The sequence below is a fragment of the Paenibacillus sp. FSL H8-0034 genome, assembly GCF_038000305.1.
Classification (GTDB): Bacteria; Bacillota; Bacilli; order Paenibacillales; family NBRC-103111; genus Paenibacillus_S.
The window spans coordinates 7,562,603-7,586,078 of the sequence record NZ_JBBOBS010000001.1; the positions used below are offsets into that span (position 1 = coordinate 7,562,603).

Sequence of the window (23,476 nt, forward strand, 5' to 3'; positions counted from 1 at the left end):
TCGATTCAGATCACCTCCGAGCATAGGAAATAAACCTTAGGAAATGTGACTCGCAACTATCGGTTCGCTTGTAAAATATATAAAAGAGGTTGTTGAGGGGGATATCTACGATTTACATGAATAACAAATAAAACATGTCAATGTGCGGGGTGTGCGAGGAGCGGAGTCAAAAGTTTGAATCGATGCATGGATCAGCACATGTAGGCATGCCATTCATGTAACGCCACATCCCATATTCAGGATTTGTGTGCGTCGGTCCATTATAATCGTGCTGAATCACAGATAAGTCCTCGGATTGCTCAAAGGCAGCATTCGATTCAACTGTCCAAAGAAAATTAAGTACCAGACTTCAGTTGTTGAGAAATATACGGCGGCAGCCACGAACGAGAAAATAAAGTCATAGACTGCCACTGTGTTGAACTACATCTTCTTTTGATACTTCCAATAAAGCAATTCTGCACCGCTGTGGTCAATTTGGAATCCTAACTTCACTAATACATTTTTAGAACTGATATTGTCAGTTTCACTTCTAGCAGTGATACATTTGACCACATCCTGAACTAAGGCCCAGTTCAATAATTTTTGGGCAGCTTCAAAAAAATCGGGGCCTGGCCATTCGCCGTTGGTTTTGTATCCACTGGCTTCGATTGCCTGCGTATCACGCCGGGCTGCCAACTCGATAAGATTAAGATCAAGAGTTAGTTTAATCGTCCGAGGAATCAAGTTCTTGTGATGAAGGTGGTTCAAAAATCTTTATCCATTCTTTAAGTTTTGCTTCAGGTATGAAAAAAGTTCCTTCTTTATGCATATCATTTCTAGCTTTTAGACGTTCAAATAACACTTCTTCAGGCACATCAGCAAAATGAATTTTAAAGCCAGCCCCTAGGTTCTTGGCTCTGGAACGAAACTCGTCTCGTTGACTTTGAACCCAGCATCCGAAATCCAGAATTACATCAACACCAAGAACTAAAACTCTAGCCGCCACGTCCCACATTAGGGATTCCACTGAATCATGTCTAGAATCATGCTTAATTTCGTCAGTTTCCGTCATGTTATCCCCAAAATCATGCCCAAATAATCTGATATGCCATTCATCGGGAGTAAGGCGAAGTGCTGAGTATTTCGTTTCAAGTTGTCGAGCCAGAGTAGTCTTACCACTACAAGGGAGACCAACCATTAAATGAAGTGTCGCCACGTGAATCCCACCTCCTCCTTATATAAACGGATATATACAGAATCTCTACCACCACGCTAATCTGCCTATTAGCACAATGCGGCTACCGATACATGCCGGCAGCCGCGTCTTATTTGTTTATTGACCTATCGTTCTTCGTTCGGAACACCTTGTACGGCTATTTCTCCAGCTCATAGCGGGCCGCGATAATGCCCGACTTGAGCGTTCGGCTGGACAGCAGCTTGAGCCTGATTTTCTCGCCGCCGTCGAATACCGATTTTCCGCCGCCCAGGACGACCGGGCAAATTGTAAGCAGGAATTCGTCGATCAGGCCGAGCTTAAGCAGCGTCTTCGCCGCCCCCGGGCTGCCGAAGATAACGAGATTTTTGCCGGGCTGCTCCTTGAGTATCTTGATTTCCTCTGCGATATTGTTCTTGATCAGCAGCGTATTGTTCCATTCCACCTTGTCCATCGTGCCGGAAATGACGATCTTCTTAACATCCTGCAGCCATTTGGCATGCTCCATATCGTGCCTCGACGCATTCGGATTGTCCAGCACCATGGGCCAGTAGTTCTCCATCATGTGATACGTCGTGCGTCCGTAAACGGGAGCTCCGACTTCGGCTACGATCTCCTCGGCGTATTTCTCTAATTCCTCGTTGTACGGAATCCAATCGAGTCCTCCGTTCGAATCCGACGCATACCCGTCCAGCGACACATGCATGAACAATACGAGTTTTCTCATATCCATTTCTCCTCCGATTTCGAATTTATTTTGTTCGATTTTTTTGGCCGTTGGCCCGTGTTTAATCCTGCTGTTACGTTCATTATAAATCATTACGTTACGTAAGGTTCAAGTGGAAATCTGAATTTTTTTGAAGACAACAATGCTGCGCAAAACTGCTCGTTACTTTAATAAACAAAAGAAGAGCTGCCCAAAGCAAGCCTCTCGACTATAGTTCTTTGTTACTTCAACAAACTGTATTAAGAATTGTGATTAATAGTTCCTCTGAGTACATAGGGTGCTATTGATTTACCAATTATTAATCCCTTTAACTCACTTGGTAGATGTATGTATTCTTCTGCTCTTTGAGGTTTCATCCAAGTAACTTCCTCAATTTCTTCTGGAAATGAGATATTTATTTCTCCACCAATTACATTCCCTCTAAAGGTAAAGAAAATTGTATGATGTTCCCTATCTACAAAAAACGCTTCACTTACACTGAAAATACCATTTAATTCAACCTCTAAGCCCGTTTCTTCTTTTACCTCACGAATAGCAGCTTCTTCAAGTGTTTCTCCCCGTTCTACTGTTCCACCAGGAAGTGAATTACATGAATCAGCAGCTGATGCGAATGAAAGTATCCATGTTCATTTCCATCATGACCTGATTGACCTTTTGGGTTATCGCTTGCCAGATAATGCTTAGTAAAGTACAGTTTGTTTATCTCAAACCATTCATCGTCCGATATCTTACCTTCAGACATTTCTTTAAATAGTGACTCATTAAATTCATTGCTCTTTTCTGCCCAATCAGCGTCGGCGCTCACCGCGGTTGCTCCAACACAAACGGCTGCGTCCGAGTCACGAACTGGAAGCCCTGTTTGCGCAGGATCGGCGCGGAGGTCGGCAGCGCGTCGACGAAGGCGTGCGTCCGGCCGCGATCACGGGCTTCCTGCAACCGCGAGGCGACCAGCACGGTGAACAGTCCCCGTCTCCGGTGTGTGGTCTTGGTGCGACCCCCGGCTAGTTCGGCGTAGGGCCCTCCGGGCCGGAAGTAGACCCGCCCACAGGCGACGGGCTCGCCGTCAACGTAGGCAATGTGGATGCTCATCTCGTCCGGATTCTCCTTCAACTTAAGGGCCAGCGCGCGCCGCTCCACCTCCACGTTGTGCCTGCCAATCTCGCGGGACACCTCGGCGTAGTCCACCAGGTCGCGCTCTTCTCGGACGATCCTGATCTCATGTTCGCCGCCGTCACCGAAGGCAGCCAGCGATGCCTCGTCCAATGGCAGGACCAACACTTCCTCCTCATCCTCGGCCTCGAACCCGGCGGCGACGAGCCGCTCGGGCAGGTCGATTGGCGTATCGTGACCGTAGTACTTCCACTCCAGGCTGTAGCCGCCGGAGATGGCGGCATCCCGCTCCCGGCGGATCAGGTTATCGGTTTCCTCCGGCGGTAGGCTGGCGAACACGATCCGGCACTCCGATCCGTCTGTGGAGCGATCCACGACCACGTCACCGCTGGCAGACGGCACGCCCAGTGACCGTCGCTCGGCATCCAGGCCCGCCAGGATATCGGTTCTTATGATCTCGTCTGTTTCATACACCATTTTCGCTTTCTCCAGAGCCTGGTTTTCCTTGTCCATGTTCGACACGTTCTCCTGCCTCCCTTTGTTTCGGGAAATTTTGTTTCCCTCTTACTCTATTACGTCTGTCTGCCCTCAACACAATTTTAAACGATTTCAACTACCCTTACAGAACGGCTGCTAAGTTACAACAACCTCCTGTTTTGCGTTAAACTGCCCGTCGAAAAAATTGCTTACTACTCCTTTTTTACAAGTATCTTTATACAATGTAGTCAGAATCGAGCTTACCTGTCTGATAGTAAGGATAATCCATTGATTTTTGTATTTTTTGAACCGTTTCTGCATCAGTAAAGCATTCAAGTAGGTACAGTCCTAGGTCAATTGAAGTAGCCACTCCACCACCCGTAATAACATTTCCGTCCCTAACAATTCTTGCTCTAACTACTTCTTCGCAATATGGTTCCAGAATGTCGTAAGCAGGAGGGTTTGTTGTTGCCCTTTTTCCAGTTAAAAAGCCTGCTGCCCCTAATAGTAATGCTCCTGTACAGACAGAAACCTTATATTTAACACCACTTGCCGTCTTTAACCATGTAAGAAATTCTACATCATTTTTAAGTTTTCTTGTCCCCCATCCACCTGGAACAAATATTAAATCATATTGAGATAAGTCAGGAGATACATGTTCTATTTTCATTTTGATGCCTAATTCATCTGTAACCTCCGATCGGGTTGAACACACATCCCAAGACACATCCTCCATAAGATTTAAGATTCTAAGACGTGTTATTGCATCATAAAACCCGACAAAATCTAACGTTGTCATTTGGTCAAACAGGATAAAAGCCATCTTCATTTTGAACACCTGACCTTTCTATTTTGAAGATAAAAAAAAAGCACTTGATCATTGATCAAATACTTTGCCCAGGCGTACGGCTATTTATCTGTGTACTTCCTCATGGTTCTCCATGTTTACGCCAGTCATACACAGTATTCACTTAAGAATAATCATACATAATAATTCCAATATTTACAAGACATAACGTTATGTCTAATAAGTAAACTACTCCGCTAACCTGTCCTTTACTTAAGTAGTAATAAATGACGAACAACTTTTTGCTCTATTTTGTGTCTAACATATGGAAAGGGGTGGTAATTATGCCAACATCAAAAGCATTCAAGCATTCTTATTCAGTTATGTTGGGAGTGTTTATTGCTGCTTTAACCATATACACGTTGTACACTTCAGAGGCTCTGGCAAGCGGGAGATGGAATGAACAGCAGGTAAAGCTTACATTGCTAGTCGATACACCTGTTTATGAGGAACAGTCCACTGATAGCAAGCCAGCTGGTGTCATATCAGCATTCCAATCGCTTCAAGTAATTGAAACAAGCAGAAGTGAGCAGGACACAACGAATCCATCGGACGGGTCCTGGTATCTCGTAAAGACGTGGTATGGCGATAAATGGTTGCGAAGCGGACCTGCGGTCATAAAAGAGAAATATTACCCAGTCCATTTGGAACTCACGTTTATGGGTGTCGAGGACTTATACGATTTTCCTGCGGATGATGAAAGTAACGGAGGGCAACTTTCCCCCCAGACGGTAACGACGCTTGGTCAGCTCTTCATTTGCAACGAAGGAGTCACTGAGGGTACCCAATCGGAATCAGATCACTGCCGATCATGGTATCGTATATTAACCTATTTAGGGGAAAAATGGATTGCCCCGACTAAAGCCATTGAGCATTACGAGAATCAACACTCAGCGGCAGCCCTTACCCCTTCAGCTGCATTCTACCAAGAAAAATTTCGTTCCAGCCGTGAGCTAGAGCCTCTCTTATCCAGATTCTCTATCGAGCCTGTTTCGATGCATACCGAAAATAATGTTGCCAGGCTTGAAGTCCGAAGACTTTACCAGCACCGCGAGAAATTAAACGACGAAGAGGTCGAAGCCCTTAAAAACGCTGTATTCCAATCACTTGGAGGTTATTTTCCTCTTTCGATTACGACGTATACTCTTTCGGACAAGGCTGATCTTGTCGGAAACATCATATCCATCGATAATACAGGTAAACGCGCGCTAGTTGTGAATTATAATAAATGGTCCGGTAAAGAACATCCTACTCCTGAAGCATATTGGATCAGGCTTCCCGATGATTCCAATATTCATAGATATGGGCAGGAACTTCAACTGAGCATGGATGACCTTAGGATTGGCCAGACTGTAGAGGTTTGGAAAGCGAAATTTACTTTAATGAGCTATCCCGGACAAACCATCGCCTATGAAATCGCAATCGTTGAAGATGCCAAACCAGGCGAGGAAGGTATCCCCTTAAGTACAATACTGGATCTTGATTTGACCCACATCGATAAAATAGAATTAAAGCTTAAAGACGGGAAGCCTATTATTATTCGAGAAGCCCACATCATACAGGCTATTTCCAAACGAATGCAACACATCCGTCTGCAAGCAGCCGATCAGTATCCGGCGGAATATGACACTTACACCATGTCGTTATATCAAGCAGACAGGAAAGCAATTTATTCCGGTAATCTGGTCCTTCAGCAGCTTCCTTACAGACCAACCTCTTTAACTATCGATCTTGATGAATTCATCAAGAAGTTGAAATAATTCACCGTGACAAATGCTCCTGAACCATGATTGTTATTGAAACTACCCGTTCCTTGAGCGAAATCCCTTCAGGGAAACCGCTTTTCCGTGTGTATAATTTAATCCAATCGATACCCGGCATTGGCATCAAAATTTATTTTCTTTTGACATCAACTGCTTACATAAGAAACGATAGCACCATCCAGCTCAATGTCCACTGCGCCCAGGCTGTCCTGCAAATGGTGGTGGTTTTTGCAGCCGACAATCGGAAACACCGGAAAGGGCTGTGCCAACAGACAAGCCACTGCTATCTGATTGGATGTGGCCTTATGTTGTCGGGCAAGCTCTTCGATCCGTTCCAATCGGGTAAAGTTGGTTTCATTGTGATACAGTCTGTATATATTTTTATTGCTTAATTCGGGCTGTACCTCGTGCTCTCTGCGATATTTTCCGCTAAAAAAACCATTGGCCTGCGAGCTGTATGGGATGAGTGCAACTCCTGTGCGGATATGCCAGTCGACCAAGGCCTGATCGGTTATAACCTGACTCGGATCTTTGATTGAACCTGGATTGACAGTTGCCAGGCTCCACAAATTGCTAACGGCAACAAACCCTGCATAGCCTTTGCTCACAGCATACTGCTGTGCTTGCTCCAAGCGCTCCAGTGTCCAGTTCGAGCAGGCATAATAACGAATATGGCCCTGCCGCACATGCGTCTCCAAAATATCAATCAGCGTCTCAACAGGAATTCGTGGATCATCACGATGCAAATAATACAGATCAATGTAATCAGTACCCAATCTCTGCAAGCTTCCCACGATGTCCTGCTCAATCTCTGCGGCTGATAGCCTCGAAACCAGCGGTGTATCCAGCAGAGGATGCCCACCTTTGGTCGCTATGATCAATTGATCCCGATTCCCTCTCTCCTTCATCCACCTACCCAAAAAACGTTCGCTGCTGTTCGGCTCGATAGGCAGCCAGTTCGCATATACCTCTGCCGTATCAAGAAAATTGCCACCGGCTTCCGTAAACGCATTCAAAATCCTCTTAGATTCCTCTTCATTGATTGAACCACCAATATCCGAGGTTCCCAAACAAATAACAGATGGCAGCAGATCTGTGTTTTTAATAGCTTTATACTTCACAATATCAGCCCTCCCGATTGAATTATGGATTGATTGGCACACAACTTCTATTATAGGCAATGGCTTTGATCGAAGTCTACTTACTTTAATCGCCTGATCACAAAGAAATACCCCCACCCGGACTCATGCCACAGGTAGAGGTAAATGTTGTAACTGCTATTTGGCTATTCCCGCCAAGTATCCCCGGCAGACAACGCATGTAGGTTAGTATATCCCTCTTTGCTCAGTTGTACACCTACCGCAGCTGTCGCCTGCTGACCCGCATGAACCAGAATCGAGTGCTCGCTTCCAAGAACGTCCAGCATGGCTCTGACATCAGGCAAACCCTGGTGCACCTTATAGCGTATAAAATGCACCTGACCTGCGTCATGTCCGAGAATTTCCATATGCTCCCTGGAGGCCATTAGCAGCCGATGCGCACAGCTTCCCTTAGCCAAATGTCCCGTCAAAATGACGCAGCAGGCCTTATCCTTGGTCAACTGCTCATAGTACCATTGACCGCGAGCCGATTGCAGCATGCCATCATTGGTCAATACGATCCGACTCCCCATTTCCGATACCGCCTGAAGCCGCCGTGCTTCACTATCCACGAAAATAATTCTCGGATCCACCAGACAAGCCTGAATACGTGCTATAGCTTCGGGCAGCAGCCATTCCGGTCCTTGCAGCAGCTGCTTCAATCCTGCAGTAATCTCCTGTTCTACATAAATGGGGACATCGGGAAATTGCTCCCTTGCCCACAGCAGCATCTCCTGACTGCGTCCATAGGTTGGCACAGGCAGCAGAACCGGGCCGCCTTGTCTCAACGTTTCATCGATTTGCAGCCGCAGCTGCTCCAGCTTCTGCTCTTGGGATTCTGTATCCATCCCATACGCGGCATCTATAATAGCCAGCTCGATGGGAGCCTCCAAATGCGCCGGTTGAGGGCGGTCTGCAGCTAATAGCAAAGATTCCGCTGTATAGTCACCTGAGTAGAATACCCGTCTGCCCTCCACATTCAGCAGCAGCCAGATGGACCCAGCCAAATGTCCGCTTCTTCCCCAGCATACGCTCAATCCCGGCCGTATCGTATACCATTCGCCGGAAGGCGTTTGCTCTTCAATGAACTTGTACTGGATCGCCGATATATCTTTATCGCTGTAAGGCAGCTCCGCATGACTGGAAGCCGCATACCCTTTCCAAGCCTTATAATAGGAAGGAAGCTGTTCGAAGGTGGCTCTTGTCGTCCATACTTCGCCGGTATAGCCCATCGTATACAGCATGGGAATCGCTATGGAATGATCCTCGTGGGCATGTGATAAAAATACCGCATTCAGCAGCGGAACCACATTTTCATCACACAGCGGGTATTCACCCGTGCCCTCCTTCTTCACCCCACAATCGAGTAAAACACGTGTTTGGCCTTGTTCAATCAGATAGCAAGAGCGGCCATGCTCGCCAGCACCACCCCATACTGTTGCTTGCATATATACATTCACACTCCACTAGATGTAAGGTTTACCGATTACAAATTTTTCTTGGCCGTAATTCGATTCAAGCCAAGCAGCATCAGCGTCGTCAAACCGACGGATACGACAGCCATTGCCATCCCGAGCGATACTTTGCCCTGCTCAAATTGGGCGAAAATATAGGTAGCCGACGTTTCCATCGATGGCGGTAAAATCATCAGCGAGGCGACCAGCTCACGAACCGATATCGTAAACGTCATCATCCAACCCGCCACCATACCCGGAATAATGAGCGGCAGTAAAATTCTGCGGAAGATGTAGGCCGGCTTGCCGCCAAATACCCGACCGGCTTGAAATAGCGAATCGTCCAGCTGGGCAAAGTTCGCTTTTACATATTGCACCGTATAAGGAAGGAAGAACACGACGTACGTCAGGACAACCATACCGTAGGTGTTATAGAGCGGAATCGGCATCCACGGCGAGTTCCAGAACAGGATGAGTCCAACGACAATAACGATGCCCGGCACGGTATTTGGCAGCAGGGCGAACAAGTCGGTAATTCTTTGCGGCCACGATTGTGACTTGCGAATCATCAGCGCAAAATATGTGCCAAGAATTACCGCAATCGTTGCGGCAATCAGCGACAGGCTGAGGCTGTTCATTAACGCCTGCATGCTCTTCGAGCCCCAGGTCAGCAGATCGATATAATATTGAAAAGTCAAATTGTTCCATTTCAGGCCAACTCCGCGCAGCTTCATCAGTGAAGCGGCAATGATGGAGAAATACGGTACAACTATCGCCAGCCCGAGCAATCCGACTATGTAACCCCAAGCCAGCAGCTTTTGCCATACACTCATTCGGTATATTTTGCCCCGTGTTCCTTTACCGCCAACGAGCGAATACGTGAACCTTTGGCTTACCATAGTCTGCATATACCAGATCAACAAGCATGTGCTTAAAAGAATCGAAGCCAATGCCGTAGCCTTGCCAAAATCAATCGGCCAGCTCGATATATATTTATGAATTTCCGACGTCAGTACATAAAAACCTATCTTCCTGCCGAAGGTTGCCGGTGTGCCGAATTCAGCAATCGTTTTGACAAAAATCAATAAGGCACCCATAGCGTAGCTGGACAGCAGCAGCGGGATAATAATGCGTCGAAAGCTGTATACAAATCCACCACCATGGACACTCGCCGCCTCTTCCTTCGTACCCCCGATTTGCAGCAGCGCATTACGGAGAATCAGATACAGGAACGGGAACAAGTGCAGACACATGATCACAATCATACCGAACATAGTGAAAAATACCGGGGTAAGAAAAGCCGCTTCGGGAAGCACCTGCTCCAGATAACCGTTCTTCTGCATGAACAAAATCCAGCCCATCGAACCGATATAGGGAGGCGTCATAAACGGAATCAGCATAATGACATCCAGCCAGGTATGTCGGCTCAGCTCCGTACGGGCAAATATCCACGCCAACGGCAGCGCCAGCACGGTCGTTCCCGCCACTACACAAATTCCCAGCAAAATCGAGTTCCAAAATACTTCAGCCAGTTCATTTTCCATAATGGCCCTGATCGGCGCCAGCAGATCCAGCTCACCACTTGGATACACACTGGTTACAAATATGAAAAAAAGAGGGACGACCACAAGCATCGCCAGCAGCAATAGGGCAAGGGCCATCCCGAGTTTTTTATACGAAAACGAGCTAGTATATTCCATAAGATCACTTCTCTATCTGGTTTCTGGTTATCACTTAATTTACTGCTTATTTGAACAGCTGTGTGAATTTTTTCGTTACGGCATCACCGTTCGTGTCCATCCAGGTCCAGTCAATTTTCATTTGCGGAATTTGATCCACACCCGGGCGATTCTTGGCTTTGATATCTTTACGACCTGGCAGCAGGTACGTATCGGCGATCATCGCTTGTGCTTCGTCAGACAGCAGGTAATCGATATAGGCTTTGGCTGCATCCGGGTTTTTCGAGGTCTTGATAATCGTTGCCGGACGCGGGCTGATTACAGTTCCACTGGCAGGGTAGATCATGTCGATCGGCTCACCTTTGGCTTTAGCCTGATAAGTCAGGTAATCCACACCAGCAACTACAATGCTTTTAGCGCCAGTAATAACTGGGTCTAAGGCTTCCTGATTCGCACCTGCCATAGCTACGCCATTTTTCTTATACTGATCTAATAGATCCCAGCCGCTGTCACCCTTGCCGCTCAAGTAGCCAGTAACAAAATCAAGTGCTGAACCGGATAATGCCGGGTCCGGGATATTCACTTTACCCTTCCATTCTTCCTTGGTCAGGTCAGCCCATTCCTTGGGAGGTGTCGGAACCAGCTTGGTGTTATAGCCGATACCGAGTGCAGATGCACTGTAGCCGAAGAAATGTCCATCTTTATCTGACCATTCCGGAATCAGCTTATCCGCATTTTTGGCATCCTTATACTCCAGTGTCATTCCGTTTTTCTTCAGGCCTTGCGTTGCAGGAAGTGAAGCAAGAATGACAACGTCAACGACCGGGTTTGCTTTCTCCGCTTCCATACGGGACAACACTTTTCCGGTTGTGCCCTGGAACATTTCAATTTTCACGCCTGTTTTTGTTTCATAGCCCTTTTGAATGGCTTCCGCCAATTCCTTGGGTCCTGCGCTGTATACAACCAGCTTGCCGCTCAGCTTCTTCTCTTCCTTTTTATCCGCTGGTTTCACTTCTGTTGTAGCTGTGGCAGGCTCTGCCTTGGGAGCTGCTCCATTATTGGGTGTGCTTGCTGTCGGTGCTGCTGTTCCACAGCCTGTAACTCCAAAACCTACCATTGCCGTAAGCAGCATTAATGCGCTGTTTTTTAACCCTTTTGTCATTTTCAATTGAATACGCCTCCTCGTTTTGTGTGATGAATAAACATCGCTTTGTATGTATTCACCGTTTGGTTTCATCTGTAATTTCGTGAATATCTTCCCGACTTATATACATCTCAACTTCTTCGCCTGTCGGTTTGCGTTCCCGATCATAGGCCGTCCACAATCCCAAGCTGCCCATATCGAGCTGAATTTCATAGCGGTCTCCCAGATAACTGACGCTCTGTACTTTACCCCGATAAGCATCAACCGAGCCATTACGTACCCACTGGATTTGCTCTGGACGAATGAGCAGCTTGTCCTTGACCAGCCAATTCGATTTACCGATAAATTGGGCAATAAACGGATGCTGGGGGGTATTATAGATTTGCTCGGGAGTTCCCTTTTGTAAAATCTGTCCTGCCTTCATGACCACAATTTCGTCGGACATCGACATCGCCTCTACCTGATCATGCGTCACATACAAAGCCGTTAGCCCGATATCCCGCACAAGTCCGGTTAGCTCGATCCGCATTTCGTCCCGCAGCATGGCATCCAGCGCACTCAGCGGTTCATCGAACAATACGAGCTGCGGCTTCATAACAACAGCCCTTGCAAAAGCGACCCGCTGCTGCTGTCCACCCGAAAGCTGATGCGGATATCGCTGCTCCAGCCCCTGCAGACGCACCATATCAACGGCTTCCTGTACAACTCGCTTGAGATCCTTCGTCTTACCTGAGGCTCGCAGACCAAAAGCAATATTCTCAAATACGGTCATATGCGGCCATAAGGCAAAATCCTGGAACACCATGCCAAAATTTCTGCGGTGCGTGGGTCGATCAATCCGTTTGGCGCTGGAGAACAAGATGTCATCCCCCAGCCACAGCTCGCCCTGGTCAGGTGTCTCAAGCCCGGCAATCATGCGCAGCAGGGTCGTTTTGCCACAGCCCGAGGGCCCCAGCAAGGTCGTAAAGCGCCCTTGCTTAATGTTTAAGTTCGTTGTATGCAGCGCTTGAACGCGGTTGAAGCTTTTTTCCAAGCCTTGAATCACCAGATCCATGCCATTACCTTCCTTTTTCCCCTTAATCCCTGTCCTGCACAAATTTCTCTTGCTGCAAGTCTTCCTAAACTTATTGTAGAGGTCGATCTTCATCCAAGTGTTATCGTCACGTAAATGTTTTGTTAATTTTATCAATGTAATCTATTCAAACCTATAGATTTTATCTATACTAGTGCTGAAGTCGGTCGTCAATCACTCAATCAAGCTTACAATGCCGGCGTTCCAAGAACGTCCTGAGATTATGCTTACGATGCTGGCGTTCCAAGAACGCCCTGAGGAAGGTGTCCCATGAACCTGCTTAAATTACAAATGGTCGAATTGATTGAGAAGCATAAGAAGGTGACGACTGTCGCCGATGCAATGGGATTAAAACAGCCAACCGTCTCCTTTCACATGAAAAATCTGGAGCAGGAGCTGGGTGTCCAGCTGTTCGAATCACGTTCAGGGAAGGTGCACCTGACCGAGGCCGGCAGATCGTTATATCACTACTCCGTAAAAATTAATGCGTTGGCTCATGAAGCGGAACGTGTCGTCAAGGAATACGACCAGTTGGGTCGAGGTTCTTTGAAGATTGGTGCCAGCTATGTACCAGGCACGTACATTCTGCCGCGTTTGCTGAGCAGCTTTACGCAAGCATACCCGCGAATCCAGCTGTCGCTGATCGTCAAGACAGCACCCGTGATCAAGGAATTGCTGGTCAATCATGAGATTGATCTGGGCATCATGTCATGCGAGCCCTTCCAAATGCCGCCGCTGCTGGGCGAAACGTTTTGTGAGGACGAGCTGGTTCTCATTTGTTCGCCGGAACATAAGCTGGCAAGCTACCCACAGCTGTTTCCCGATCAAATCCAGAGTGTCCCGTTCCTGCTGCACAGCCCAGAGTCCAGCACTCGCCAATTGACGATGAAATGGGCACAGAGCAACCGTATGGAGCTGAACGGCCATATCGAGCTGGATTCACTGGAGGCGATTAAGCAGGTGGTCATGCTGGGGGAAAGCATTTCCTTCGTTTCCCGCTTAGCTGTGCTGCGCGAGGTTGAACGCGGGGAGCTTGTATTCCGTCCGATTCCGCAAAATCCTTTCAAGCGCTACGTGTACTATGCCTACAACCTGGATCGCCGGCAGTCGGCCTTATTGGAGGGCTTTATCCAGCATCTGTTAAATCCGGTTTACAATATCAACACAACACGCTAACATTCAGATAACAATCGATCTCTATAGTCATCCTTGTAAGTAATGAGCCATTCACTATGAGGGAGATGAAATGAAGTGAGAAGAAACAAGTGGTTAGGCGGATTGGCATCAGTCGTATGTACGGCCGTCCTCGCAGTCAGCATGAGTATGCCTGCACCTGTACAGGCGGCAAGCAACATGGTCCCGGATTATGAAGTAAAGCTGTTAATGCAGCCAAGCGCCGTATTGGGTTCCGATGGAAAGCTGACCAGTACAGTAAGAGCAGCCTTTGGCATGCCAAGCACCGTTACCAAAATGAACGTCGAATTTCTCGATACCAATGCCAAGGATATTTACACCAACACCTGGATTCCCCGCATCCGCAAAACCGAAGGTGAAAGTGATTTTGAGCTTACCTACAAAAAACGTTATCCGATCATTAATGACAACATCACGGCAGCATTGACTCTGGCCAAGCAGGAAGGCTTTGATTCCAGTGACACCAATTACGATGCACAGGTCGAATGGGGCTATTTGAATAAAACCTTAAGCATTTCCAACAAAAAAACCGGCAAAAAATCCGGCTACAGCGGTATGGACCTTCCTTCTGCCAGCGATTCCCGCAAGCTGTTAAAGGACAATGTTCCCGGTAAAATGGACAAATGGCTGTACAATGGCTGGGGCACGGATATGCTGAATGCCTCCCGTGTGTATGGTCCGGTGCTGGCCAAGCGATCAATCGGTACGTGGAGTGGTCTTGAAACGTATATCGAGGTTTGGCCGATCCAAAATGCCGCTGGTACAGGAATCGAGAATGTCGTTGAAATCTCCTTCAAAACGAACAGCAGCACCACCGCCTCAACCAAGCACGATCAGTTGATTACCTACCTGCAAAGTCAAGGCTGGTTCCTGGCACAGGATTCGTTGAAAACCCAGATGATTATGGACCGCTACTAAAAGCAGCAGCTATGGAATAGAAAAAGCCAGCCTTCATGTGAGAACATGAGTGCTGGCTTTTCACGTATTAGAGGACCTATTTGGGGTGAAACCCTTACAGCTGACTGCTATCCAGCTTCGCAAATACGCCGTACCGCCGATCCACCATATAAAAGGCCACCGTTGAGAGTCCGCCCATTACCGCCAGCACCAGAAACGCGCTCTGGAAACCGAAGTGGGCTGCATAGACACCGCCAAGCATGCCGCCAATAATTTTGCCGACACTTAACTGAATGAGCGAGTTCAGCATCTGTCCTGATGCCTTTAGTTCCTTAACCACATAAGTATTCACATACTCGGCCAAACACATATAAAACAAAATATACGTCCCGCCATGAAGCACCCAGCTTAATATGTACGTAAATGGTGTTAGTGCAAACGCATACAAACACCATCTTAATGTATGAATAAGTCCCGAGAACAGCAAAATATTGCGAATACCAAACCGATCATAAAACCGCTGAAAAAAGATCATAAACGGAAATTGACTAAACGAGCCGATAGCAAGCCCAATCCCGATAACCTCCATACTGATACCCTGCTCTTTACTATAAATGGCCTGAAATGAAAATAAAAAGCCCATCGCAATGGACAAGGATAGCGTGTACGCATACAAAATTACCAATTGTCTATTTTTGAAAATACTGACCAGATTTACTTTCTTGCCGCCGCTTTGGTGACCAGCCACCTTCGGAATACCGAGCGATAGCAAAAAGCAGCCAAACATAATGAGCGAGGTAATCAAAAATATCGTGTTCAGATGCTCTGCGAACAACCAACCCGCCGCCACCGAAACAATCGCATAGCCGACTGAGCCGAAGGTACGAATACTGGAGAACCGTACGACGCCTTTGGAGGAAAGCTCAAGTGTAATCGCGTCGCTAAGCGGATTAATCGCAATCTGGAACAGACTGAATAAGGCCATTGCAATCAGCAGTGGCACAAACAAATTGCCAGCCCACGGGATGAGCCATACAGCCAAGCTGGCACACAACGTACAGATCATCAAGATTTGATTTTTGGTCTTGGCCCTGTCGCTTAGTACTCCCCATATCGGCTGTGCAACTAACCCGATAACAGCTCCTATTGAGGTAAGAATCCCGATTTCCGAGTGTCCAATCCCCGCCTCAGTCATATAAATGCCGATATACGATGAAAACGTCCCGATACTCATATAAACAAAGGCATAAAATATCGCCAGGATTGTAACATTTTTGCTGGGCATGCCGAGTATCCTCCCTATTTTGATTTTCTTCCATGGTAACATAGATTGGCTTGCAGCGTCATGCCCGGTCTGTGCCTGACATAATAAATTTCCAGCAGCGAGACATCAACAGGAAGCCAAAAAAGCTTGATTACTCAAGCTTTTCCGGTCAAAACGATACATATGATTCCACGAGAATTATTTCGAGCCTGTTCAAGTCGATTAATATACATACGCATTAAACCGCTTGGTTAACAGGGATATAAGCAAAATTGAGTTCCTGCGCTATCGCTTCATAAGTCACAAATCCGTTAGCCACATTCACGCCTCTGGCAAGCGCTTGATTGTCGATGATCGCTTGTCGAATTCCTTTATTGGCAATCTGCACCGCATAAGGAGTCGTGGCATTCGTCAATCCAAAGGTTGATGTTCTCGCAACAGCACCAGGCATGTTGGCAACCGCATAATGGACGACTCCATGCTTGACATAAACAGGATTGGAGTGTGTAGTTACTCGGTCTATCGTTTCGATCGAGCCACCTTGGTCTATCGCCACATCTACAATAACAGAGCCCGGGGCCATGCCTCGAATCATATATTCCTTTACGATCTTGGGGGCACGCGCACCGGGTATCAGAACGGCACCGATCAACAAATCAGCCTTGCTCACCGCCTGCTCAATATGGTAGGAATCGGAAACCAATGTAGTAAGGCGTCCACCAAAAATATCGTCCAAATAACGAAGCCGATCCGCATTCACATCAAGCAGTGTAACACGCGCACCTGTCCCCAGTGCCATTTTGGCTGCATTCGTTCCTACAATGCCTCCCCCGACAATTACAACCTCAGCAGGCTGAACACCAGGTATGCCTCCAAGCAGAACCCCCTTACCGCCATGCGGCTTCTCAAGAAACTGAGCGCCAATTTGCACAGCCATTCGTCCAGCCACCTCACTCATTGGAGTTAACAGCGGAAGGGAGCGATCATCCAGTTGAATCGTCTCATAGGCGATGGCAATCACCCCTTGATCAACCAATGCCTTCGTTAATTCCGGCTCCGGGGCCAGATGCAGGTAGGTAAACAGGAGAAGACCTTCTCTGAAATAGGCATACTCTTGAGGGATAGGCTCCTTCACTTTCATAATCAGATCCGATTTGGTCCAAACCTCTGCTGCGGTATCCAGAATCCGTACACCTTGCACACGATATTCCTCATCCTGAAATCCGCTGCCGAGCCCTGCACCCTGTTCGATACAAACCTCATGGCCATTGGTCCTTAACACTTCAGCACCAGCAGGGGTAATTGCAACCCGGTTCTCATTATTTTTCAATTCCTTCGGTATCCCTATAATCATCGGCTCGCCCTCCTTGGCTATATCATGGATGTTCAGGCTTTGATTTGAACGATCATTTCTATTTCAACAGGCGTGTTAAAAGGTAAGTCTGACGTGCCGATAGCCGATCTTGCGTGTTTGCCAGCCTCACCAAACAACGATATCAGCAGCTCAGATGCCCCGTTAATCACATAGGGCTGATCCGTAAACCCCTCTGCGCTATTAACAAAGGCCAATAGTTTCACAACCTTTTCCACCCTATCCAGATCACCCAGATGAGCTTGCAAAACACCGAGCAGGTTAATCATGGTTTGGCGGGCTGCCTGTTGTCCCTGTTCAATGGTCAAATCCTTGCCCAGCTTCCCTTCATACATCAGCTTCCCATCTATGCGGCAGTCATTACCTGATGTATAGACCAGATTATTAACTGTAACCGCTGGAATATAAATTGCCGCCGGAGCCCCAGGCAGAGGTAGTTCGATCCCTATTTCCTTTAATTTATCCGATATCACACCCATGATGTTCCTCCTGAAAATTCACATTTTATTTTCTTCGTTCTTTACCAATCGATATTAACAATGCCTATTCCCGGATTATCGGGAAGCTTGATGGTTTTCCCGTCATACACGACCCCACCCTGAACAGCATCCCTCACCATCATAAGGGGAGCATCAAAATCGAATCGGGTAATATTCATTTTGCTTGCAGCAAAATGCACAGCTGCCGAGATGCCAATCCGCGATTCAATCATACTTCCGACCATGCAGGCCACCCCACATGTTTCTGCCATCCTGTTTATCGTTTCTGCCCGGTAAATACCGCCTGCCTTCATCAATTTGATATTGATTAAATCAGCAGCGCGATTTTTCAACACCTCAAATGCATCCAGAGGACTGAATACACTCTCATCTGCCATAATTGGCGTGTCTACAGCATCAGTAACTTGTTTAAGACCGGTAAGATCATAAGCTTTGACTGGCTGTTCGACCAGCTCGATATCCAAACCTAAGTCTTCCATCGTACGGATGGCGCGAATCGCCGACTTGGCTTCCCAGCCTTGATTGGCATCAAGCCGCAGCTTGATCGTATAACCGACACGATTCCGAATTTCCCGAACCCGTTCCAAATCCTTTTGAATATCGTCGATCCCAACCTTGATCTTCAGTACCGTAAAACCGCTTTTCACGTAATGGGTGGCATCCTCTCCCATTTCTTCCGGAGAATTGACGCTTACCGTATAATCCGTTTCAATCTCGTTCCGATAACCACCCAGCAACTGGTACAGAGGCAGCTTGCAGCTTCGCCCAATCAAATCATAGAGCGCCATATCTACCGCCGCCTTGGCGCTGTTATTTCCTATCGCAGCGTACTGCAGGATAGGGAAAACCCGTTCGTAATTAAGCGGATTTTGCCCGATAAGCAGCGGCTTGACGGTTTGAATGAAGGCCTCGATGCTATCCAGACTTTCTCCGGTAATAGCCATCGTAGGGGGCGCCTCCCCCCAGCCCTCCAGCCCATTGTGACAGCGAATTCGAACCACCACCGATTCGGCGGTATGTACCGTACGAAGAGCAGTTTTAAATGGTTTTTTTAAAGCAACGGCCAGCCGTCTGGTCTCTATCTCAGCAATCCGCATTAGCTTCGCCTTGCTTTCTCACTGAATTTCCTATGGACAGCACAGCCAGATTGTGAAAAATGGAACGAATCCTTTTGATAGTCTGGTTTGCGCGTGTAGGATGCACACGATTTGTCAGCAGCACGGCAAATAGGTCTGCTTCCGGGTCCATCCATATGCTCGTTCCCGTGAATCCGGTATGCCCATACGAGGACAAGGAGAACAAATCACCTGCTGGAGAATCATGCCGATCCTTCGCCTGCCAACCCAACCCTCTCGCCAATTTCATGGAGGATGTCTCATTGCGAGTCATCAGACGTACCGTCTCCGGTTGTAAAAACCTCCCTTGAGCGGTTTCCCCTAACCTGAGCATCGCTTGACAAAGCAGGCTCATATCTCCAACTGTACTGAATAAGCCCGCATGTCCAGCAGCCCCTCCCAATACGACAGCGTTCTCGTCATGCACCTCACCCTTCACAACAGCGTGACGCCATTCGCAGTATTCGGTTGCGGCAATACGAGGGAGCAAGTTTTCCGGTGGATTGAACATCGTTTGGTGCAAGCCTATCGGATCCAGCACCATTTGCTGTAGAACGATATCGAGGCTGCTGCCCGCGATCGCTTCTATGATGTCACCTAAAATCATATAACCTTGGGATGTATATTCAACATCCGTACCTGGCGCATACCTTAACGGAAGGTCCCTTACAGCAGCCATCAGCTCCTGCTTCGTAGGCGAGGTTTGGTACAATGGCTGCTGCCCCGGTATCCCGCTGGAATGCGTCAGGAGCTGACGAAGCGTAATATTGGCTTTATCCGTATCTTTGTACTCGGGCAAGAAGTGAGCGATGACATCATCCAGGTAACATTCGCCCTTCTCCAGCATGACCATTAATGGGAGAATCGCGATTGGCTTGGTCACGGAAGCCAAATCCCACAAACTATCCGATTCCACGGAGAGACCGTCCCATGAAAGGGTTCCAACCGCACCTTGCTCGATAATGCCTGATGAATTTCCAATAGCATACGCCGCACCGGAAAAGGACCCTTGATGACGGGATTGCTGCACAAATTGTTTAAGTATACTCATACAATCACCTGCCTAAAAATTGTCGGGCAATACGCTCATAGATTTGTGCCGCTTGCTCAACCTGAGCGATTTCGACAAATTCATTTGGCGCATGCGCCTGATCCAGACTGCCGGGTCCCAATATAATGGTGGGAATACCTGCGATCGTGACCAGCTTGCTCATATCACACCCTGCTCTGAAGCCATGAGCATGCTGCGGTTTCCCCACTACATACTCCACTGCTTCAAGAGCCGTGCTGACTATTTTCTTATCGGCCATCGTTTCCGAAGGAATGGTTGCCACAACAACTTCAATCGGGTCTACTTCAAGCTCGGGTATCGCTTCTTTCAACGCACCGAGAATTTGCTCCAGCTCACGATCAGCATCAGCATGGGTTTCACCCGGAATCAATCTGCGGTCTATGATGATTTCGGTTCGATTGGGAATTGTATTTTGACGCGTTCCACCTTGTATAATCGTCACAACTGCGCTGGCCGGTCCAAGCAGCGGATGCGCATTTTGCGACAGCTTGCTGTTCAGCTTCTCATACTCGACAATAAACTTCGATGCATGGACTATCGCATTGACCCCAAGCTCAGGCCTTCCCGAATGTGCGGCACGTCCAAGAAACCGAATACGCCTCATATAGGTCCCTTTGTGGGCAATCGCAACCTCCAGACCGGTAGGTTCGCCAACAACAGCACCATCTGCCTGAATTCCCTGCTGCACCAGGAATAAGGAACCGATACCTCCAGCTTCTTCACCCATTACTGCCGTAAGCACCAGCTTACCCTGCAGGTGCTCATGCTCGTTGGCGATTTGTTCCATCGCAGCCATCATACTCACCAGGCTGCCTTTAGCATCGCAAGCACCCACCCCATACAATTTGCCTTCATCCAGGCTCAGCCTCGGCTCAAATGGAGGACTCGACCAGACTTGCCCAGAAGGATCGTTAACATCCATATGAGTATTAAATACCAGACAAGGCCCAGGTCCAAAATCCAGCGTCATGATCACATTGTCTTTTCCCGGCTCCACGGTTTGCCGCACGACCTGAGCACCGAAGCGTAAGGCCCAAGCCTCCAGCCAATCAGCAACAACAGCGACTTCACCCGGCGGATTTGGAGTAGGACGCGCTATACATTCCATTAATGCTGTAATAACAGAGCTTGACTGCTGCATGATGATCATCTCCGATCTCTTTTTTCAGAAGACTGTGATAGGAAGCAGCACATACCCGGCATCTAAGGCCACAAACTGGCCAACAGCTTGTTCAACTCTTCAAAGCTTGCATTTAACTTCAGTTCAGATTCGACCGCCGCCTGTTGAATGATGGACGGCTGCTTCAATCCACTTCCGGTAATCACGCATACAATGCAATCATCCTGCTGCACGATACCTTGCTCCACTGCACGCTTCAAAGCTGCGAGAGAGGCTGCAGACGCTGGCTCGGCACAAATCCCTTCGTGGCCCAGCCATTGCACCGCTTCAATAATTTCTTCATTTGTTACGGTTTCCGCGAAGCCACCTGAATCATAAACCGCATTCAATACTCTGCGACCGCCCTGAATAGGAGCATCAGCTGCAATGCTTTGCGCAATCGTTTGTGTGGGATCGCCATACTTTTCGGCATGTCTGGCCCCTTGCTTGAATGCCCGAACAATCGGTCCCGTAGCATAAGGCTGCACAGCGACCATTCTGGGAAGCGAATCAATCCAGTTTAATTGCTTCAGCTCACGAAATCCTTTCCACGCTCCCCAAATGCCGCCCCCAGTACCTACAGGATGAATCATCACATCAGGAGCCTTCCAGCCCAGAGCCTGACTGATTTCATAGGCATAGCTTTTCATCGCTTCGTGCCTTGTGGGGTTAATAAAGTTAACAAACTGATACAATCCAAGCTCTTGTACGGCCCGCTCCAGCATAGCCGTAATATCGGTCATGCTCTCAAAATAGAGTGCAGCCGTATGGGCACCATACAGGCTTATCATCGATTTTTTTATCGGATTAGCCAAGTATTCGACCAGCACAGTCGCGTCAAGGCCGGCACGATTCGCATAAGCGGCAAAGGATGCTCCCGCATTTCCCGAACTGTAGGTAAGCCCGCGCGATATCCCGAGCTCCTTGGCAAAGCTGACCGCCAAGCTGAATCCGCGATCCTTGAAGCTGCCTGTCGGCATCAAGGCATCGTTCTTGAAATACAACCGGGACAAGCCAAGCTTACGCCCGGCGTAAACGGAAGGAAGCAGAGGCGTGCCGCCCTCACCCATCGACACCATGTTCCCAGCATGCTGCAGAGGATAAAATTCATGCCACCGCCACATCGATGGCTCACGTGCAGCAAACTGCTCCGGCTGCAAATCAAGCTTCATCCGATCCAGATCATAATGGATCTCCAACAGTCCACCACAGCTGGGGCACGTATTTAAAGGTTGTAATAAATCGAAGCGCTCCGCGCAATCATCGCAACAATAATCGGTTGCATAGGACCAGACCATCTGCATTTATCCTCCTTAGAGCTTTCCGTAGGAAAGCTAACTTCGTATGCATTCGCTGAGCTTTCCGTAGGAAAGCTAACTTCGTATGCATTCGCTGAGCTTTCCGTAGGAAAGCTGACTTCGTATGCATGCGCCAAGCTTTGATCATTATCCAGTTAGCGACCTTTGGCCTTGGGGTTCAGAATATCTCTCCAAACATCCCCCATTATGTTAATGGACAGCACTATCAACATGATGGACAAGCCTGGAAATACGGATATCCACCAAGCTGATTCCATATACAATTGGCCTTGATTCAGCATGTTCCCCCAGCTGGGTACACTGACAGGAACACCCAAGCCCAAAAAGCTTAGCGAGGACTCGGCAATAATGGCAGATGCCACCTGAAACGTAGCTATCGTAATTACAGGCGAGAAAATATTCGGAAGAATGTGCCTGAACAGCAGTCGAAAATCACTGACTCCAATGGTTTGCGCCGCAACGACAAAGTCACTGGAGCGTATACTTAAAACCTCAGAACGGATAACTCTGGCATAAGGCACCCATCCTGTAATACCAAGTACAATAATCAAATTATTCAAGCCGCCACCAATGACCGCTACGATAGCAAGCGCCAGCAGTATTGTCGGAAAAGCCAACTGAATATCTGCGATCCGCATCATAATATGATCCAAAGCATTGTAAAATCCGGATAACAAACCAATAATCGTTCCCAATACACCGGATATGGCTACGGCTGCCACACCAACGAGTATGGATACCTGACTGCCATATATGATTCGGCTCAACAGGTCCCTCCCCAGATTATCGGTTCCCAGCCAATATCCGGCTTCGGAACCGCTCAACCAAAAGGGTGGTTTAAAACGCATTAACAAATCCTGAACGTTCGGATCATGAGGCGATAATTTCGATGCGGCTATAGCCATAATCAGAAAACCGGCAAGAATGCACATCGAAATCCAGCTAAACAGGCTGCCATATTTCCCTTTCAATATTCGCTT

Annotated in this window: 23 protein-coding genes and 1 riboswitch; of the genes, 3 read left to right on the plus strand and 20 right to left on the minus strand. The window is 47.9% G+C overall.

Features of this window, described 5'->3' with window-relative positions; all coding sequences use genetic code 11:
- Positions 1-420: 420 nt before the first annotated feature.
- The 7 genes from NST47_RS33825 to NST47_RS33855 form a co-directional block, all read right to left on the minus strand.
- Positions 421-723, minus strand: coding sequence for a hypothetical protein (locus NST47_RS33825; protein WP_341159041.1), 303 nt, complete (start codon positions 721-723; stop codon positions 421-423).
- Positions 704-1,195 (minus strand): AAA family ATPase, encoded by a 492-nt coding sequence (locus NST47_RS33830; RefSeq protein WP_341159042.1) that lies wholly within the window; start codon positions 1,193-1,195, stop codon positions 704-706. Before NST47_RS33830 ends, NST47_RS33825 begins: the two co-directional genes overlap by 20 nt.
- A gap of 157 nt (positions 1,196-1,352) precedes the next feature.
- On the minus strand, positions 1,353-1,919 hold the full coding sequence (locus tag NST47_RS33835; protein ID WP_341159043.1) for a dihydrofolate reductase family protein: 567 nt from the start codon (positions 1,917-1,919) through the stop codon (positions 1,353-1,355).
- A 239-nt stretch (positions 1,920-2,158) separates the two neighbouring features.
- On the minus strand, positions 2,159-2,539 hold the full coding sequence (locus NST47_RS33840) for an NUDIX hydrolase (protein WP_341159811.1): 381 nt from the start codon (positions 2,537-2,539) through the stop codon (positions 2,159-2,161).
- Positions 2,482-2,724, minus strand: a complete 243-nt coding sequence (locus NST47_RS33845; protein ID WP_341159044.1) for a hypothetical protein — start codon at positions 2,722-2,724, stop codon at positions 2,482-2,484. The genes NST47_RS33840 and NST47_RS33845 overlap by 58 nt, the downstream gene beginning before the upstream one ends.
- The gene (locus NST47_RS33850; RefSeq protein WP_341159045.1) at positions 2,721-3,542 is read right to left on the minus strand and encodes a GNAT family N-acetyltransferase; all 822 of its coding nucleotides are present in this window, start codon (positions 3,540-3,542) and stop codon (positions 2,721-2,723) included. The genes NST47_RS33845 and NST47_RS33850 overlap by 4 nt, the downstream gene beginning before the upstream one ends.
- A 199-nt stretch (positions 3,543-3,741) precedes the next feature.
- Positions 3,742-4,335, minus strand: coding sequence for a DJ-1/PfpI family protein (locus NST47_RS33855; RefSeq protein ID WP_341159046.1), 594 nt, complete (start codon positions 4,333-4,335; stop codon positions 3,742-3,744).
- A 59-nt stretch (positions 4,336-4,394) separates the two neighbouring features.
- Positions 4,395-4,474, minus strand: a riboswitch (ZMP/ZTP riboswitch).
- Between the two features lie 163 nt (positions 4,475-4,637).
- On the opposite strand from NST47_RS33855, the gene NST47_RS33860 reads away from it, so the two are divergent.
- Positions 4,638-6,113: a hypothetical protein gene (locus NST47_RS33860; RefSeq protein ID WP_341159047.1), complete on the plus strand. Its 1,476-nt coding sequence runs from the start codon at positions 4,638-4,640 to the stop codon at positions 6,111-6,113.
- A gap of 149 nt (positions 6,114-6,262) precedes the next feature.
- Here NST47_RS33860 and NST47_RS33865 read toward each other — a convergent pair whose 3' ends face one another.
- From NST47_RS33865 to NST47_RS33885, 5 genes are all read right to left on the minus strand, one after another.
- The gene (locus NST47_RS33865; RefSeq protein WP_341159048.1) at positions 6,263-7,237 is read right to left on the minus strand and encodes an aldo/keto reductase; all 975 of its coding nucleotides are present in this window, start codon (positions 7,235-7,237) and stop codon (positions 6,263-6,265) included.
- Between the two features lie 164 nt (positions 7,238-7,401).
- Positions 7,402-8,703, minus strand: coding sequence for an MBL fold metallo-hydrolase (locus NST47_RS33870; RefSeq protein ID WP_341159049.1), 1,302 nt, complete (start codon positions 8,701-8,703; stop codon positions 7,402-7,404).
- Positions 8,704-8,741: 38 nt separating this feature from the next.
- On the minus strand, positions 8,742-10,409 hold the full coding sequence (locus tag NST47_RS33875; protein ID WP_341159050.1) for an ABC transporter permease: 1,668 nt from the start codon (positions 10,407-10,409) through the stop codon (positions 8,742-8,744).
- Between the two features lie 46 nt (positions 10,410-10,455).
- Positions 10,456-11,550, minus strand: a complete 1,095-nt coding sequence (locus NST47_RS33880) for an ABC transporter substrate-binding protein (protein WP_341159812.1) — start codon at positions 11,548-11,550, stop codon at positions 10,456-10,458.
- Between the two features lie 58 nt (positions 11,551-11,608).
- Positions 11,609-12,586 carry an ABC transporter ATP-binding protein gene (locus tag NST47_RS33885; protein ID WP_341159051.1) on the minus strand — a complete coding sequence of 326 codons (978 nt, stop codon included), beginning with the start codon at positions 12,584-12,586 and terminating at the stop codon, positions 11,609-11,611.
- Between the two features lie 288 nt (positions 12,587-12,874).
- Between NST47_RS33885 and NST47_RS33890 the strand changes: the two genes are divergently transcribed.
- Together NST47_RS33890 and NST47_RS33895 are read left to right on the plus strand one after the other, a co-directional pair.
- On the plus strand, positions 12,875-13,780 hold the full coding sequence (locus tag NST47_RS33890) for a LysR family transcriptional regulator (protein ID WP_341159052.1): 906 nt from the start codon (positions 12,875-12,877) through the stop codon (positions 13,778-13,780).
- Positions 13,781-13,855: 75 nt separating this feature from the next.
- Positions 13,856-14,716, plus strand: coding sequence for a hypothetical protein (locus NST47_RS33895; RefSeq protein WP_341159053.1), 861 nt, complete (start codon positions 13,856-13,858; stop codon positions 14,714-14,716).
- Positions 14,717-14,810: 94 nt separating this feature from the next.
- Here NST47_RS33895 and NST47_RS33900 read toward each other — a convergent pair whose 3' ends face one another.
- The 8 genes from NST47_RS33900 to NST47_RS33935 all read right to left on the minus strand — a co-directional run bounded on the left by NST47_RS33900 (position 14,811) and on the right by NST47_RS33935 (position 23,467).
- A complete protein-coding gene (locus tag NST47_RS33900) occupies positions 14,811-15,980 on the minus strand; it encodes an MFS transporter (RefSeq protein WP_262687086.1) in 1,170 nt (389 codons plus the stop codon).
- 217 nt (positions 15,981-16,197) lie between these two features.
- Positions 16,198-17,313, minus strand: coding sequence for an alanine dehydrogenase (gene ald / locus NST47_RS33905; RefSeq protein ID WP_341159054.1), 1,116 nt, complete (start codon positions 17,311-17,313; stop codon positions 16,198-16,200).
- Positions 17,314-17,345: 32 nt separating this feature from the next.
- On the minus strand, positions 17,346-17,810 hold the full coding sequence (locus NST47_RS33910) for a RidA family protein (protein WP_341159055.1): 465 nt from the start codon (positions 17,808-17,810) through the stop codon (positions 17,346-17,348).
- Between the two features lie 41 nt (positions 17,811-17,851).
- Positions 17,852-18,928: a dipeptide epimerase gene (locus NST47_RS33915; RefSeq protein WP_341159056.1), complete on the minus strand. Its 1,077-nt coding sequence runs from the start codon at positions 18,926-18,928 to the stop codon at positions 17,852-17,854.
- Positions 18,915-19,997, minus strand: coding sequence for a serine hydrolase domain-containing protein (locus NST47_RS33920; protein ID WP_341159057.1), 1,083 nt, complete (start codon positions 19,995-19,997; stop codon positions 18,915-18,917). Before NST47_RS33920 ends, NST47_RS33915 begins: the two co-directional genes overlap by 14 nt.
- Before the next feature lie 4 nt (positions 19,998-20,001).
- The gene (locus tag NST47_RS33925; RefSeq protein ID WP_341159058.1) at positions 20,002-21,159 is read right to left on the minus strand and encodes a M20 family metallopeptidase; all 1,158 of its coding nucleotides are present in this window, start codon (positions 21,157-21,159) and stop codon (positions 20,002-20,004) included.
- 62 nt (positions 21,160-21,221) lie between these two features.
- Positions 21,222-22,475, minus strand: coding sequence for a threonine synthase (locus tag NST47_RS33930; protein ID WP_341159059.1), 1,254 nt, complete (start codon positions 22,473-22,475; stop codon positions 21,222-21,224).
- A gap of 155 nt (positions 22,476-22,630) precedes the next feature.
- Positions 22,631-23,467, minus strand: coding sequence for an ABC transporter permease (locus NST47_RS33935; protein WP_341159060.1), 837 nt, complete (start codon positions 23,465-23,467; stop codon positions 22,631-22,633).
- Positions 23,468-23,476 lie beyond the last annotated feature (9 nt).

What these genes read in the sequence shown, in the direction of transcription:
- NST47_RS33925 (WP_341159058.1), bottom strand. Translation starts at nt 21,159, where the DNA reads ATGCAGCAGTCAAGCTCTGTTATTACAGCATTAATGGAATGTATAGCG.
- NST47_RS33930 (WP_341159059.1), bottom strand. Translation starts at nt 22,475, where the DNA reads ATGGTCTGGTCCTATGCAACCGATTATTGTTGCGATGATTGCGCGGAG.
- NST47_RS33860 (WP_341159047.1), top strand. Translation starts at nt 4,638, where the DNA reads ATGCCAACATCAAAAGCATTCAAGCATTCTTATTCAGTTATGTTGGGA.
- NST47_RS33915 (WP_341159056.1), bottom strand. Translation starts at nt 18,928, where the DNA reads ATGCGGATTGCTGAGATAGAGACCAGACGGCTGGCCGTTGCTTTAAAA.
- NST47_RS33920 (WP_341159057.1), bottom strand. Translation starts at nt 19,997, where the DNA reads ATGAGTATACTTAAACAATTTGTGCAGCAATCCCGTCATCAAGGGTCC.
- NST47_RS33885 (WP_341159051.1), bottom strand. Translation starts at nt 12,586, where the DNA reads ATGGATCTGGTGATTCAAGGCTTGGAAAAAAGCTTCAACCGCGTTCAA.
- NST47_RS33910 (WP_341159055.1), bottom strand. Translation starts at nt 17,810, where the DNA reads ATGGGTGTGATATCGGATAAATTAAAGGAAATAGGGATCGAACTACCT.
- NST47_RS33855 (WP_341159046.1), bottom strand. Translation starts at nt 4,335, where the DNA reads ATGAAGATGGCTTTTATCCTGTTTGACCAAATGACAACGTTAGATTTT.
- NST47_RS33870 (WP_341159049.1), bottom strand. Translation starts at nt 8,703, where the DNA reads ATGCAAGCAACAGTATGGGGTGGTGCTGGCGAGCATGGCCGCTCTTGC.
- NST47_RS33875 (WP_341159050.1), bottom strand. Translation starts at nt 10,409, where the DNA reads ATGGAATATACTAGCTCGTTTTCGTATAAAAAACTCGGGATGGCCCTT.
- NST47_RS33835 (WP_341159043.1), bottom strand. Translation starts at nt 1,919, where the DNA reads ATGAGAAAACTCGTATTGTTCATGCATGTGTCGCTGGACGGGTATGCG.
- NST47_RS33890 (WP_341159052.1), top strand. Translation starts at nt 12,875, where the DNA reads ATGAACCTGCTTAAATTACAAATGGTCGAATTGATTGAGAAGCATAAG.
- ald (WP_341159054.1), bottom strand. Translation starts at nt 17,313, where the DNA reads ATGATTATAGGGATACCGAAGGAATTGAAAAATAATGAGAACCGGGTT.
- NST47_RS33850 (WP_341159045.1), bottom strand. Translation starts at nt 3,542, where the DNA reads ATGGACAAGGAAAACCAGGCTCTGGAGAAAGCGAAAATGGTGTATGAA.
- NST47_RS33880 (WP_341159812.1), bottom strand. Translation starts at nt 11,550, where the DNA reads ATGACAAAAGGGTTAAAAAACAGCGCATTAATGCTGCTTACGGCAATG.
- NST47_RS33900 (WP_262687086.1), bottom strand. Translation starts at nt 15,980, where the DNA reads ATGCCCAGCAAAAATGTTACAATCCTGGCGATATTTTATGCCTTTGTT.